This window comes from Cupriavidus campinensis (assembly GCF_905397395.1).
Lineage (GTDB): Bacteria > Pseudomonadota > Gammaproteobacteria > Burkholderiales > Burkholderiaceae > Cupriavidus > Cupriavidus campinensis.
In genome coordinates, this window is sequence record NZ_CAJPVH010000006.1 from 123,837 (window position 1) to 136,663 (window position 12,827).

The 12,827-nt window shown below is 60.5% G+C and carries 25 protein-coding genes; all 25 read right to left on the reverse strand.

Features of this window, described 5'->3' with window-relative positions; all coding sequences use genetic code 11:
- Positions 1 to 55: 55 nt before the first annotated feature.
- The gene (rplQ, locus tag KHO18_RS06000; protein WP_011299296.1) at positions 56 to 451 is read right to left on the reverse strand and encodes a 50S ribosomal protein L17; all 396 of its coding nucleotides are present in this window, start codon (positions 449 to 451) and stop codon (positions 56 to 58) included.
- Positions 452 to 601: 150 nt separating this feature from the next.
- On the reverse strand, positions 602 to 1,582 hold the full coding sequence (locus tag KHO18_RS06005; RefSeq protein ID WP_092299399.1) for a DNA-directed RNA polymerase subunit alpha: 981 nt from the start codon (positions 1,580 to 1,582) through the stop codon (positions 602 to 604).
- A 175-nt stretch (positions 1,583 to 1,757) separates the two neighbouring features.
- On the reverse strand, positions 1,758 to 2,381 hold the full coding sequence (gene rpsD / locus KHO18_RS06010) for a 30S ribosomal protein S4 (protein WP_144200338.1): 624 nt from the start codon (positions 2,379 to 2,381) through the stop codon (positions 1,758 to 1,760).
- A gap of 294 nt (positions 2,382 to 2,675) precedes the next feature.
- The gene (gene rpsK / locus KHO18_RS06015) at positions 2,676 to 3,077 is read right to left on the reverse strand and encodes a 30S ribosomal protein S11 (protein ID WP_008642963.1); all 402 of its coding nucleotides are present in this window, start codon (positions 3,075 to 3,077) and stop codon (positions 2,676 to 2,678) included.
- 24 nt (positions 3,078 to 3,101) lie between these two features.
- Complete coding sequence (gene rpsM, locus KHO18_RS06020; RefSeq protein WP_039007551.1) at positions 3,102 to 3,467, reverse strand: 30S ribosomal protein S13; 366 nt, start codon at positions 3,465 to 3,467, stop codon at positions 3,102 to 3,104.
- Positions 3,468 to 3,486: 19 nt separating this feature from the next.
- Complete coding sequence (rpmJ, locus tag KHO18_RS06025; RefSeq protein ID WP_008642959.1) at positions 3,487 to 3,603, reverse strand: 50S ribosomal protein L36; 117 nt, start codon at positions 3,601 to 3,603, stop codon at positions 3,487 to 3,489.
- Positions 3,604 to 3,635: 32 nt separating this feature from the next.
- Entirely contained in the window at positions 3,636 to 3,854 is a 219-nt protein-coding gene (gene infA, locus KHO18_RS06030; protein ID WP_010812378.1) for a translation initiation factor IF-1, read from the reverse strand.
- A 25-nt stretch (positions 3,855 to 3,879) separates the two neighbouring features.
- Positions 3,880 to 5,223, reverse strand: a complete 1,344-nt coding sequence (secY, locus tag KHO18_RS06035; protein WP_144200336.1) for a preprotein translocase subunit SecY — start codon at positions 5,221 to 5,223, stop codon at positions 3,880 to 3,882.
- 49 nt (positions 5,224 to 5,272) lie between these two features.
- Positions 5,273 to 5,707 (reverse strand): 50S ribosomal protein L15, encoded by a 435-nt coding sequence (rplO, locus tag KHO18_RS06040; RefSeq protein WP_144200334.1) that lies wholly within the window; start codon positions 5,705 to 5,707, stop codon positions 5,273 to 5,275.
- Positions 5,708 to 5,729: 22 nt separating this feature from the next.
- A complete protein-coding gene (gene rpmD, locus KHO18_RS06045; RefSeq protein ID WP_006160440.1) occupies positions 5,730 to 5,912 on the reverse strand; it encodes a 50S ribosomal protein L30 in 183 nt (60 codons plus the stop codon).
- A 10-nt stretch (positions 5,913 to 5,922) separates the two neighbouring features.
- Positions 5,923 to 6,441 (reverse strand): 30S ribosomal protein S5, encoded by a 519-nt coding sequence (gene rpsE / locus KHO18_RS06050; RefSeq protein WP_092299417.1) that lies wholly within the window; start codon positions 6,439 to 6,441, stop codon positions 5,923 to 5,925.
- Between the two features lie 21 nt (positions 6,442 to 6,462).
- Complete coding sequence (rplR, locus tag KHO18_RS06055; protein WP_092299512.1) at positions 6,463 to 6,819, reverse strand: 50S ribosomal protein L18; 357 nt, start codon at positions 6,817 to 6,819, stop codon at positions 6,463 to 6,465.
- Positions 6,820 to 6,830: 11 nt separating this feature from the next.
- Entirely contained in the window at positions 6,831 to 7,364 is a 534-nt protein-coding gene (rplF, locus tag KHO18_RS06060; RefSeq protein ID WP_144200329.1) for a 50S ribosomal protein L6, read from the reverse strand.
- 9 nt (positions 7,365 to 7,373) lie between these two features.
- Entirely contained in the window at positions 7,374 to 7,769 is a 396-nt protein-coding gene (rpsH, locus tag KHO18_RS06065; protein ID WP_092141231.1) for a 30S ribosomal protein S8, read from the reverse strand.
- A gap of 27 nt (positions 7,770 to 7,796) precedes the next feature.
- Complete coding sequence (gene rpsN, locus KHO18_RS06070) at positions 7,797 to 8,102, reverse strand: 30S ribosomal protein S14 (protein ID WP_092141234.1); 306 nt, start codon at positions 8,100 to 8,102, stop codon at positions 7,797 to 7,799.
- A 9-nt stretch (positions 8,103 to 8,111) separates the two neighbouring features.
- Positions 8,112 to 8,654 carry a 50S ribosomal protein L5 gene (rplE, locus tag KHO18_RS06075; RefSeq protein ID WP_092299425.1) on the reverse strand — a complete coding sequence of 181 codons (543 nt, stop codon included), beginning with the start codon at positions 8,652 to 8,654 and terminating at the stop codon, positions 8,112 to 8,114.
- Positions 8,655 to 8,679: 25 nt separating this feature from the next.
- Positions 8,680 to 8,988, reverse strand: a complete 309-nt coding sequence (gene rplX, locus KHO18_RS06080; protein ID WP_144200327.1) for a 50S ribosomal protein L24 — start codon at positions 8,986 to 8,988, stop codon at positions 8,680 to 8,682.
- Between the two features lie 9 nt (positions 8,989 to 8,997).
- Positions 8,998 to 9,366, reverse strand: coding sequence for a 50S ribosomal protein L14 (gene rplN, locus KHO18_RS06085; protein WP_017225233.1), 369 nt, complete (start codon positions 9,364 to 9,366; stop codon positions 8,998 to 9,000).
- Positions 9,367 to 9,645: 279 nt separating this feature from the next.
- On the reverse strand, positions 9,646 to 9,924 hold the full coding sequence (gene rpsQ, locus KHO18_RS06090) for a 30S ribosomal protein S17 (RefSeq protein WP_092299431.1): 279 nt from the start codon (positions 9,922 to 9,924) through the stop codon (positions 9,646 to 9,648).
- On the reverse strand, positions 9,921 to 10,115 hold the full coding sequence (gene rpmC / locus KHO18_RS06095; RefSeq protein WP_092299434.1) for a 50S ribosomal protein L29: 195 nt from the start codon (positions 10,113 to 10,115) through the stop codon (positions 9,921 to 9,923). Before rpmC ends, rpsQ begins: the two co-directional genes overlap by 4 nt.
- An 11-nt stretch (positions 10,116 to 10,126) precedes the next feature.
- The gene (gene rplP, locus KHO18_RS06100; protein WP_006576240.1) at positions 10,127 to 10,543 is read right to left on the reverse strand and encodes a 50S ribosomal protein L16; all 417 of its coding nucleotides are present in this window, start codon (positions 10,541 to 10,543) and stop codon (positions 10,127 to 10,129) included.
- Between the two features lie 2 nt (positions 10,544 to 10,545).
- On the reverse strand, positions 10,546 to 11,349 hold the full coding sequence (gene rpsC / locus KHO18_RS06105; RefSeq protein WP_092299437.1) for a 30S ribosomal protein S3: 804 nt from the start codon (positions 11,347 to 11,349) through the stop codon (positions 10,546 to 10,548).
- Positions 11,350 to 11,358: 9 nt separating this feature from the next.
- Complete coding sequence (gene rplV, locus KHO18_RS06110; RefSeq protein WP_010812393.1) at positions 11,359 to 11,688, reverse strand: 50S ribosomal protein L22; 330 nt, start codon at positions 11,686 to 11,688, stop codon at positions 11,359 to 11,361.
- 9 nt (positions 11,689 to 11,697) lie between these two features.
- Positions 11,698 to 11,973 carry a 30S ribosomal protein S19 gene (rpsS, locus tag KHO18_RS06115; RefSeq protein ID WP_092299440.1) on the reverse strand — a complete coding sequence of 92 codons (276 nt, stop codon included), beginning with the start codon at positions 11,971 to 11,973 and terminating at the stop codon, positions 11,698 to 11,700.
- 22 nt (positions 11,974 to 11,995) lie between these two features.
- Positions 11,996 to 12,826, reverse strand: coding sequence for a 50S ribosomal protein L2 (gene rplB, locus KHO18_RS06120; protein WP_144200325.1), 831 nt, complete (start codon positions 12,824 to 12,826; stop codon positions 11,996 to 11,998).
- Between the last annotated feature and the right edge of the window lies 1 nt (position 12,827).

Consider the following 12,827-nt stretch of genomic DNA (forward strand, 5'->3'; position numbering starts at 1 on the left):
TCGATTGTAAAGCGGTGCTCGATTGCCCGTCAGCGAGGACGGGCACGGCCATCACTTATTCCGCAGCTTCTTCAGCCGGAGCTTCGGTGATTTCCGGACGATCCACCAGCTCGACCAGCGCCATCGGCGCGTTGTCGCCCTGACGGAAGCCGAACTTCAGGATACGGGTGTAGCCGCCCGGACGAGCGTTGTAGCGCGGGCCCAGTTCGGTGAACAGCTTGGTGACCATGTCGCGGTCGCGCAGACGGGCAAAAGCCAGACGGCGGTTGGCAACGGTGTCCTTCTTGGCCAGCGTGATGAGGGGCTCGACAACCTTGCGCAGTTCCTTGGCCTTGGGCAGGGTGGTCTTGATCAGCTCGTGCTGGAACAGCGAGTTGGACATGTTGCGCAGCATCGCGAGACGGTGCGAAGAGGTGCGGTTCAGTTTCCGCAAACCATGACGGTGACGCATGATGATTCCTTTCGATTTCAGTGTTTGACCAGCTCTTCTATCGCCAATGCGTGGGCACGGGCGCGGGCCGGTAGTGCTTCAATGCCGCGGGCGACATGCCCTTGGCGCGATGACAGGCGGGACCCCGTTACCGGAATCCCGCACCGCCAATTACTTCTCCAGACCTGCGGGCGGCCAGTTCTCGAGCTTCATGCCGAGGGTCAGGCCACGGGAGGCGAGGACTTCCTTGATCTCGTTCAGCGACTTGCGACCCAGGTTCGGGGTCTTGAGCAGTTCGTTCTCGGTACGCTGAATCAGATCGCCGATGTAGTAGATGTTTTCGGCCTTCAGGCAGTTGGCCGAACGCACCGTCAGCTCGAGGTCGTCCACCGGGCGCAGCAGGATCGGATCGATCTGCGGCGTGCGGCTCGACGCGGCCTCGGCGGCCGACTCGGTGCCTTCCAGCGCAGCGAACACGGACAGCTGGTCAACCAGGATACGAGCCGACTGACGAATCGCTTCCTCGGGCGAGATCACGCCGTCGGTTTCGATGTTCATCACCAGCTTGTCCAGGTCGGTACGCTGTTCCACACGGGCGGATTCCACGGCGTACGACACGCGGCGGACCGGCGAGAACGACGCGTCCAGCACGATACGGCCGATGACCTTGCCCGACTCGTCGCCGAACTTGCGCACGTTGCCCGGCACATAACCACGGCCTTGCTCGACCTTGATCTGCATGTCCAGCTTGCCGCCGGCAGACAGATGGGCGATCACGTGACCCGGGTTGATGATCTCGACGTCGTGCGGCAGCTCGATATCGGCAGCCGTGACCACGCCTTCGCCATCCTTGCGCAGCGACACCGTGACTTCGTCGCGGTTGTGCAGCTTGAATACCACGCCCTTCAGGTTGAGGAGCAGGTTGACGACGTCTTCTTGCACGCCATCGATGGTGGAATACTCGTGGACCACCCCAGCGATCGTGACTTCGGTCGGGGCATAGCCGACCATCGACGACAGCAGCACGCGACGCAGGGCGTTACCGAGCGTATGGCCGTAGCCGCGCTCGAACGGCTCCATCACGACTTTGGCGTGATGGTCGCCAAGCGGTTCGACGGCGATGATTTTTGGCTTGAGGAGTGCTGTTTGCATTAGGTTGTCCTTTTCAATACCCTCGGCTCGTTACACCGATAAGGCTGACGTTTGGAACCTGAAAATCCCATCGCACGATGGGCAATAAGCCCGGCGCGCCAAACGGCGCGTCGGGCTGAAAGCGAAGCCTTGCGGTAGGGGCAAGCGCTGAATCGTCCGATGATCGATTCGGCGATTAACGCGAATACAATTCGACGATCAGGCTTTCGTTGATGTCGCCCGAAATATCGGTGCGATCCGGGGCTTGCTTGAAGGTGCCTTCGAACTTCTTCGAATCCACGGCCACCCAGGTCGGGAAACCCGACTGTTCGGCCAGCGACAGCGCTTCAGCGATACGCACTTGCTTCTTCGACTGTTCGCGCACGGTGATGATGTCGCCCGACTTGATCTGGGCCGACGGCACATTCATGGCCACGCCGTTCACCAGGATCGCCTTGTGCGACACCAGCTGGCGTGCTTCAGCGCGGGTCGAGCCGAAGCCCATGCGGTACACGACGTTGTCCAGACGCGATTCCAGCAGTTGCAGCAGGTTTTCACCCGTGTTGCCCTTGCGGCGGTCGGCTTCGGCAAAGTAGCGACGGAACTGGCGCTCGAGCACACCGTAGATACGCTTGACCTTCTGCTTTTCACGCAGCTGGTTGCCGTAGTCAGACGTACGGGCACCCGAGGTGCGGCCGTGCTGGCCCGGCTTGCTGTCCAGCTTGCACTTGTCAGCCAGCGAGCGGCGGGCGCTCTTCAGGAACAGATCGGTGCCTTCGCGGCGGGAAAGTTTGGCCTTCGGGCCGGTATAACGTGCCACTTTATCTTCCTTTGATCGATCGCGACGCCATTCGGACGCGCCGCGAGTCCGTCATCTGCATGTGACGGACGGTGGGCTTATGGTTCTTCATCCGCAGCGGCCGAGGCCACGCGGAGGCAACGCAAAAGCATAACGATATCGCCCACGCCGAGCGCACCAGTTGCCTGGCGCCCTGCAAAGCGCGAACGCAAAACGAAAACCTGCCGCAATGAATTGCAGCAGGTCAACGCGCGATACTACCACATCTCGGGCGACGAGCGAGAAACCTTGCTCGCCTCCCGACCAACCGGGCGCTTAGATACGGCGGCGCTTCGGCGGACGGCAGCCGTTGTGCGGCACCGGCGTCACATCTTCGATCACGGCGATCTTAATGCCCAGCGCGTTCAGCGCACGGACAGCCGATTCGCGGCCAGGACCGGGGCCCTTGATGCGCACTTCCAGGTTCTTGATGCCCTGGTCTTGCGCCACGCGGCCGGCGTTCTCGGCAGCAACCTGGGCAGCGAAGGGGGTCGACTTGCGCGAACCCTTGAAGCCCTGGCCACCGGCGGTCGCCCACGACAGGGCGTTGCCCTGACGGTCGGTGATCGTGATGATGGTGTTGTTGAACGAAGCGTGGACGTGCGCAATGCCGTCGGCAACATTCTTCTTGACCTTCTTACGCGCGCGCTGGGCGGCGTTGTTCGGACCTTTTGCCATTAGTTTCTTCCTATGCCTTCGGCTTTACTTCTTCAGAGCCACGCCGGCCTTACGCGGACCCTTGCGGGTGCGGGCGTTCGTGCGGGTACGCTGGCCGCGCATCGGCAGGCCCCTGCGGTGACGGACGCCACGATAGCAACCAAGGTCCATCAGACGCTTGATGTTCATCGTGGTTTCACGACGCAGGTCACCCTCGACCGTGACCTTGCCCACTTCGTCACGAAGCTTTTCCAGGTCGGCGTCGGTCAGGTCCTTGACCTTCTTGTCAAACGGAACACCGGTGGCCTCGCAAATCTTGCGAGCGCGCGAGCGGCCGATACCGTAAATAGCCGTCAGGCCGATTTCGGTATGCTTGTGGTTCGGGATGTTAACCCCTGCGATACGTGCCATTCGTCAATCCTCTTTCCGATTAGCCTTGGCGTTGCTTGTGGCGGGGATCCGACGAGCAGATCACGCGCACGACACCGTTGCGCTTGATAATTTTGCAGTTGCGGCAAATGCGCTTCACAGAAGCCAGCACTTTCATGATTTTCCTCTTTCCTTCAATTCCTGTTCGCTTCACTTCGTCCGGAAGACGATGCGTGCGCGTGACAGATCATATGGGGTCAGCTCGACAGTCACCTTGTCACCCGGAAGTATCCGGATGTAGTTCATTCGCATCTTGCCCGAGATATGCCCGAGTACTACGTGGCCGTTCTCCAACTTGACGCGGAACGTCGCGTTGGGGAGATTTTCCAGGACCTCCCCTTGCATCTGGATGACGTCGTCTTTTGCCATACCTAGAGCCTGTTCCGACCCGGCATCAACGCAAGGTCAGATTACCCTTGAAATTCGCCTTCTTCAGCAGCGACTCATACTGCTGCGACATGACATAGGACTGTACCTGGGCCATGAAGTCCATCGTGACGACCACGATGATCAGCAGCGAGGTTCCGCCGAAATAAAACGGAACGTTCCAGCGCAGCACCAGGAATTCCGGCAACAGGCAGACCAGTGTGATGTAGATCGCACCAGCCAGCGTCAGGCGCACCAGGATCTTGTCGATATAGCGCGTCGTTTGCTCGCCCGGACGGATGCCCGGAATGAAGGCACCGCTTTTCTTCAGGTTATCCGCAACTTCCCGGCTGTTGTACACCAGAGCCGTATAGAAGAAGCAGAAGAAAACAATTGCAGCAGCGTACAGCAGGATGTAGACCGGCTGGCCCGGCGAGAGCGTGGCGGCCAGGTCCTTGATGAACCGTCCCACCGCGCCCGTCGATTCGGACGTAAACCAACCCGCGATCGTCGCCGGGAACAGGATGATCGACGATGCAAAGATCGGCGGAATCACCCCTGCCATGTTCAGCTTCAGCGGCAGGTGCGACGACTGACCGCCGTACACCTTGTTGCCGACCTGACGCTTGGCATAGTTCACCAGGATCTTGCGCTGGCCCCGCTCGACAAACACCACGGCGAAGGTCACACCGATCACGATCGCTACGATGACAATCGCCGCGAACGCACTCATGGAACCCGTGCGGACCAGTTCAAACAGTCCGCCGATCGCGTTGGGCAGGCCCGCTGCGATACCGCCAAAGATGATGATCGAGATGCCGTTGCCCAGACCACGCTCGGTGATCTGCTCACCCAGCCACATCAGGAACATCGTACCGGTCACCAGCGTGATCACCGCCGTCGCTCGGAACATCAGGCCCGGATCGATGACCAGACCTGGCTGCGACTCCAGTGCGACCGCAATCGACAGCGCCTGGAACGTGGCCAGAACCACAGTGCCGTAGCGCGTGTACTGCGTGATCTTGCGTTGCCCCGCCTGCCCTTCCTTCTTCAGCGTCTCCAGCTGCGGCAGCACGATCGTCAGCAACTGCATGATGATCGACGCCGAGATGTACGGCATGATGCCGAGCGCGAAGACGGTAAAGCGCGACAGCGCACCGCCCGAGAACAGGTTGAACATCCCGAGGATGCCACCCGACTGACTCTGGAAAAGCTTCGCGAGCTGTTCCGGATCGATTCCCGGCACCGGAATATGTGCACCGATGCGGTAGACGATCAGGGCCAGCACCAGGAACATCAGCCGGCGCTTCAAATCGCCGTACTTCGCCGTGTTCCTAGCCTGCGCGCTTGCATTGGGTTTCGCCGTGGCCAAACGATGCTCCGACTGTGACTTCGCCTATGCTGCGAATACTGCTGCAGAATTACTCAGCGATCTGGCCGCCAGCGGCTTCGATCGCGGCCTTGGCACCAGCGGTGGCGCCCAGACCCTTGATCGTTACCTTGCGGGTCAGTTCGCCAGCCTTGATGACCTTGGCGTTCTTGACCAGGTCGCCCACCAGGCCAGCTTGCTTCAGGACCAGCAGGTCCACTTCAGCAGCTTCCAGGCGTTCGATGTCACGCAGGGTCACCTCGGCGTTGAACGCCTTGGTCAGCGAGGTGAAACCACGCTTCGGCAGGCGGCGATACAGCGGCATCTGACCGCCTTCGAAACCCACCTTGTGGAAGCCGCCCGAACGCGACTTCTGACCCTTGTGACCACGACCGGCGGTCTTGCCCAGGCCGGAACCGATACCACGGCCGACGCGACGCTTGGCGTGCTTCGAACCGGAGGCCGGCTTCAGGTTATTCAGTTGCATGTTGCTCTCCAAGTCCCCGGGATCAGGCCAGAACCTTCACCAGGTACGAGACCTTGTTGATCATGCCGCGCACGGCGGGCGTGTCCTGCAGCTCCGACACCGAGTTGATGCGGCGCAGGCCCAGGCCACGGACGGTGGCGCGGTGATCCTCGCGCGTGCCGATCAGGCTGCGCACGAGTTGCACTTTTACGGTTTGTTGCGACATATCGTTCACCTTAGCCGAGGATGTCTTCAACCGACTTGCCGCGCTTGGCAGCGATTTCCGCCGGCGTGCTCATCTTTTGCAGACCATCGATGGTGGCGCGAACCATGTTGTACGGGTTCGTCGAACCGTGCGATTTGGTCACCACGTTCGTCACGCCCATCACTTCGAAGATTGCGCGCATCGGGCCGCCGGCGATCACGCCGGTACCTTCCTTGGCGGGCATCATCAGCACCTTGGCAGCGCCGTGCTTGCCGATGACTTCGTGTTGCAGCGTGCCGTTCTTGAGCGAAACCTTGACCATCTTGCGACGGGCTTCGTCCATTGCCTTCTGCACGGCCACCGGAACTTCCTTGGCCTTGCCCTTGCCCATGCCGATGCGGCCATCGCCGTCACCCACCACGGTCAGCGCAGCGAAACCGAGAATCCGGCCACCCTTCACCACCTTGGTGACACGGTTGACCGAGATCATCTTCTCGCGGAGGCCGTCGTCGCGTTCGTCCTGCTGGACTTTTGCTTGCATCTTTGCCATGACGTATCTCTCTTTGTGCGCTTAGAACTTGAGGCCGGCTTCGCGCGCAGCGTCAGCCAGGGCCTTCACGCGGCCGTGGAAGCGGAAGCCGCCACGATCGAACGCGACGGTTTCCACGCCGGCTGCACGGGCCTTCTCGGCCACGCGCTTGCCAACCACGGTGGCGGCGGCAACAGTCGCGCCGCTGCCGGTCAGTTCCTTGCGCACTTCTGCTTCGGCGGTCGAGGCCGATGCCAGCACTTGCGTGCCGCACGGCGAGTACACCTGAGCGTAAATGTGCGAATTCGTACGGAACACGGTCAGACGATTGACTTTCAGTTCCGCGATCTTGGCGCGGGTCTGACGTGCACGGCGCAAACGAGCGTCTTTCTTGTTCATCATTGCACCCCTTACTTCTTCTTGGTTTCTTTCAGGATGACGCGCTCGTCAGCGTAGCGAACACCCTTGCCCTTGTAGGGCTCAGGCGGGCGGTACGCGCGAACTTCAGCGGCAACCTGACCGACTTTCTGCTTGTCCGCACCCTTGATGATGATCTCGGTCTGCGTCGGCGTTTCCGCCTTCACGCCTTCCGGCATCTCATGGATCACGTCATGCGAGAAACCAAGCTGGAGCTTCAGCGCAGCGCCTTGCAGCTGGGCACGGTAGCCCACGCCAACGAGGTTCAGCTTGCGCTCGAAACCAGTGGTCACGCCCTTGACCATGTTTGCCACCAGGGCGCGCATGGTGCCTTGCAGGGCGTTTGCTTCACGCGATTCGTCAACCGGCGCGAAGGTCAGCGTGTCGTTCTCGACATTGACCTTGACCAGGCTGTGAATCGGCTGGGACAGCGTACCGAGCGGGCCCTTCACGGAGAGCACGCCAGCCGCCACATTCACTTCCGCGCCTTTCGGCAGCGAGATGGGAGCCTTACCTACACGGGACATGTTTGCTCCTTAAGCGACGTAGCAGAGAACTTCGCCGCCCACGCCGGTGGCACGTGCCTTGCGGTCGGTCATCAGACCCTGGGGGGTCGAGATGATCGCCACGCCGAGGCCGTTCATCACCTGGGGGATCTCGCTACGGCCCTTGTACACGCGCAGGCCGGGCTTCGAGACGCGCTCAATGCGCTCGATGACCGGACGGCCGGCGTAGTACTTCAGACCGATGCTCAGTTGTGCCTTGCCGCCTTCTTCCTGCACTGCGAAGTCGTCGATGTAGCCTTCGTCCTTCAGGACCTTGGCGATCGCCGCTTTCAGCTTCGACGAGGGCATGACCACCGACGCCTTCTGCACGCCCTGGGCGTTGCGGATGCGCGTCAGCATATCGGCGATAGGATCGCTCATGCTCATACTGTTTCTCCTGTAGCCTGTGCGTAATTACCAGCTGGCTTTCGTCAGACCCGGAATTTCGCCCTTGAAGGCGATTTCGCGGATCTTGTTACGCGCCAGGCCAAACTTGCGGAAGGTACCGCGGGGACGACCGGTGATCGCGCAGCGATTACGCTGGCGGGTCGGGTTCGCGTTGCGCGGGAGCTGTTGCAGCTCCAGGCGCGCCAAATAACGCTCTTCTTCCGACTTTTCTTGGTCGTCAATAATGGCCTTGAGGTTTGCGCGCTTGGCGGCGTACTTCGCCACCAGCTTGGCGCGCTTCTTCTCACGTTCAATCAGAGCCAGTTTAGCCACGGTAACCCCTTAATTGCGGAACGGGAACTTGAACGCGTTCAGAAGAGCCTTGGCTTCCTCGTCGTTCTTTGCCGTCGTCGTGATGCTGATGTTCAGACCACGCAGTGCGTCGATCTTGTCGTACTCGATTTCGGGGAAAATGATCTGCTCTTTCACACCGATGTTGTAGTTGCCACGGCCATCGAACGAACGACCCGACACACCACGGAAGTCACGCACGCGCGGCAGGGCCACGGTCACGAAACGATCGAGAAATTCGAACATGCGCTCGCCACGCAGGGTCACCATCGCACCGATGGGGTAGCCCTGGCGGATCTTGAAACCGGCGATGGCCTTCTTGGCCTTCGTCACAACCGGCTTCTGACCAGCGATCTTGGTCAGGTCGCCCACGGCCAGCTCAATGACCTTCTTGTCATTGATGGCTTCGCCAAGACCCATGTTCAGGGTGATCTTGGTGATGCGCGGCACTTCCATGACCGACTTGTAACCGAACTGCTCCATGAGCGCCGGCACAACCTTCTCTTTGTAAAACTCTTGCAGACGTGCTGCCATGCTCAACTCCTATCTGTGCCCAGAATCAAGCGGCCACGACGGCGCCGGTCGACTTCAGGAAGCGCACGCGCTTGCCGTCTTCAACCTTGATGCCGACGCGCGACGGCTTGCCATTGGCATCCACGAGCGCAACGTTGGAAATATGCAGCGGCATGACCTTGTCGACCACACCACCGGTGGTGCCCAGCATCGGGTTCGGGCGAGCGTGCTTCTTGGCAACGTTCACACCTTCCACAACGACCTTGTCGCCGAGCATGGCTTGCACGGTACCGCGCTTGCCCTTGTCTTTGCCGGTCAGGACGATGACTTCGTCGCCTTTACGAATCTTGTTCATGGCGGCTCCTTACAGCACTTCCGGTGCGAGCGACACGATCTTCATGAAGCGCTCGGTACGGAGTTCACGAGTCACCGGCCCGAAGATACGGGTGCCGATCGGCTCGAGCTTGGTGTTCAGCAGGACAGCGGCATTGCTGTCGAACTTGACGAGCGAACCGTCTGCACGGCGCACGCCCTTGGCGGTACGTACAACAACGGCGTTGTAGATATCGCCCTTCTTCACGCGACCGCGCGGCGCTGCGTCCTTGACGGTCACCTTGATGATGTCGCCCACGCTCGCATAGCGGCGCTTGGACCCACCCAGCACTTTGATGCACAGCACTTCGCGCGCACCAGTGTTATCGGCCACTTCGAGCCGGCTTTCTGTCTGAATCATGGTGTTATCTTCCCAACTTAATCCGCCGGATTTCTCAAGATGGAAGTCCGCCGGTCAGTCTTGGTCCCGTCGGCCCCGGCTTTGCGCCAGTACCGCTTGGGTTGATCAACTTGGAAGTCGGTAGTCACCAGGCAGCCCGGACAACTCCAGGACCACCAGGCCTTGGCTCGCTTCAGAGGTACGCCGTGTTGGTGAAGCTTCGACGAACGCTACAAAGCGGAAGTCCAGGATTATAGCAACATAATCCTGGACTTGCAAGTCAGCGAAGAACTGTTGTTCTTAGATGACGCGCGCAGCTTCTACCAGCCGGGAAACCACCCAGGACTTGGTCCGCGACAGCGGACGCGATTCCTGGATCTCGACCTTGTCGCCTTCCTTGTACTGGTTGGCTTCGTCGTGTGCGTGGTACTTCTTCGAACGCAGCACGTACTTGCCGTACAGAGGATGCTTGACGCGGTTTTCGATCAGGACCGTAACGGTCTTGTCCATCTTGTCGCTAACGACACGGCCTACGAGAGTCCGGCGAAGCGACGTTTCAGTCTTTGCAGCTTCAGTCATTTCGCGTCTGCCTTTTCGCTCAGCACGGTTTGCACACGCGCGATGTCCTTGCGCACCTTCTTCAGCTGGCTGGTGTTCTGCAGCTGTTGGGTGGCCTTTTGCATGCGCAGGCTAAATTGGGCCTTCAGAAGCTCGGAGAGCTCCTGGTTCAGCCCTGCGGCGTCCTTGCCGCGAAGTTCGGATGCTTTCATCCCTGCTCTCCTTACGTCCCGACCTGACGCACCACGAAATTCGTGGCGATCGGCAGCTTGGCGGCCGCAAGGCGGAATGCCTCACGCGCCAGCTCTTCGCTCACGCCATCCATCTCGTACAGCATCTTGCCCGGCTGAATTTCAGCCACGTAGTATTCCGGATTGCCCTTACCGTTACCCATACGGACTTCGGCGGGCTTCTTCGAGATCGGCTTGTCCGGGAAAATCCGGATCCAGATGCGGCCGCCACGCTTGATGTGACGGGTCATCGCACGACGTGCCGACTCGATCTGGCGCGCGGTCAGACGACCACGGCCCATTGCCTTCAGGCCGAATTCGCCGAAAGACACGGCGTTGCCACGGGTAGCCTTACCCGTGTTGCGGCCTTTCTGCTCCTTGCGATACTTCCTACGCTTCGGTTGCAGCATTCTTATTCTCCACTCTTCGCATCGCCAGGCGCAGCGCGGCGACCAGCGCCAGCACCTGCACCACCGCGGCGGTTGCCACCCGGACGGCCACCTTCGCCTTCACGGCGACGGCCTTCCGGACGACCCGGGCGACGACGACGGTCTTCTTGGGGCTCTTCCACCACAGGCGCGTCATTGCGGCCCAGGTAATCACCCTTGTAGACCCACACCTTGACACCGATGATGCCGTAGGTGGTCTCGGCTTCGGAGAAGCCGTAGTCGATGTCGGCGCGCAGGGTGTGCAGGGGCACACGACCTTCGCGGTACCACTCGGTACGTGCGATTTCGATACCGTTCAGACGACCCGAGCTCATGATCTTGATACCCTGGGCACCGAGGCGCATCGCGTTCTGCATCGCGCGCTTCATGGCGCGGCGGAACATGATACGGCGCTCGAGCTGCTGGGTGATCGAGTCGGCGATCAGCTGCGCATCGGTTTCCGGCTTGCGGATTTCCTCGATGTTCACGTGCACGGGCACACCCATGCGGCGTTGCAGCTCGGCCTTGAGCAGTTCGATATCCTCACCCTTCTTGCCGATCACCACGCCCGGACGCGAGCTGTAAATGGTGAGACGGGCATTACGGGCAGGACGCTCGATCACGACGCGGCCAACCGATGCGTTCTTGAGCTTCTTCTTCAGGAACTCGCGAACTTCGATGTCTTCTTTCAGCATGCCGGCGAACTTCGTGTTGTTGGCGTACCAACGCGAAGCCCAGTTACGGCTGACGGCCAGACGGAAGCCAGTCGGATGAATCTTCTGTCCCATCGTGACTCCTTAGTTGCCGAGCGTCACAGTGATGTGACAGGTTTGTTTCTCGATGCGGTTGCCGCGGCCCTTTGCCCGTGCGGTGAAGCGCTTGAGCGAGGTTGCCTTGTCGACGAAGATCGATTTGACCTTCAGTTCGTCGATGTCGGCGCCTTCGTTATGCTCGGCGTTGGCGATGGCCGATTCGACCACCTTCTTCACGATCCCGGCAGCCTTTTTCGGGCTGAACGTCAGGACGTTGAGCGCGCGCTCGATCGGCAGACCGCGAATCTGGTCAGCAACCAGACGCGTCTTCTGGGCGGAGATACGGGCACCGCGATGAATCGCTTTCACTTCCATGATGGCACCTTACCTCTTGGCTTTCTTGTCAGCCGCGTGGCCCTTGAACGTGCGCGTGAGCGCAAATTCGCCGAGCTTGTGGCCAACCATGTTTTCCGTAACGTACACCGGCACGTGTTGACGGCCGTTGTGAACGGCGATCGTCAGGCCAATGAACTCCGGCAGAATGGTCGAGCGACGCGACCAAGTCTTGATGGGTTTCTTATCCTTGCCGCCTGCAGCCGTTTCCACCTTCTTCAGCAGGTGGGCGTCACAGAACGGACCCTTTTTTGCGGAACGTGTCATGTTCTAGGCTCCTACCTACCGATTAACGCTTGTGGCGCTTCTGCACGATCATGCTGGCAGTGCGCTTGTTGCTGCGGGTACGGTAACCCTTGGCCGGGGTACCCCACGGCGAAACCGGATCGCGACCAGCGGCGGTCTTGCCTTCACCACCACCGTGCGGGTGATCCACCGGGTTCATCACCACGCCGCGGACGGTCGGGCGAATACCACGCCAACGCGTCGCACCGGCCTTGCCGATGACGCGCAGGCTGTGCTCTTCGTTACCCACTTCGCCAACGGTGGCGCGGCACTCGATGTGCACGCGGCGCACTTCGCCGGAGCGCAGACGCACCTGGGCGTACACGCCTTCGCGGGCCAGCAGCACAGCGGAACCACCAGCAGCGCGGGCGATTTGCGCACCCTTGCCAGGCAGCATTTCCACGTTGTTGATCGTGGTACCAACCGGGATGTTGCGGATCGGCAGGTTGTTACCGGCCTTGATCGGCGCTTCCGAGCCGTTCATCAGCGACTGGCCAGCCACCATGCCCTTCGTGGCGATGATGTACCGGCGCTCGCCGTCGGCGAACAGCACGAGCGCGATGTTGGCGCTACGGTTCGGATCGTATTCCAGGCGCTCGACCTTGGCGGGAATACCGTCCTTGTCGTTGCGCTTGAAGTCGACCACGCGATAGTGGTGCTTATGACCACCGCCCTTGTGGCGGGTGGTGATATGACCATTGTTGTTACGGCCCGACTTCTGGAATTGCTTTTCCAGCAGCGGAGCGTGCGGGGCGCCCTTGTGCAGGTCGTTGTTCACGACCTTCACCATCGAGCGACGGCCCGGGGAAGTCGGCTTGGTCTTGACGAGTGCCATG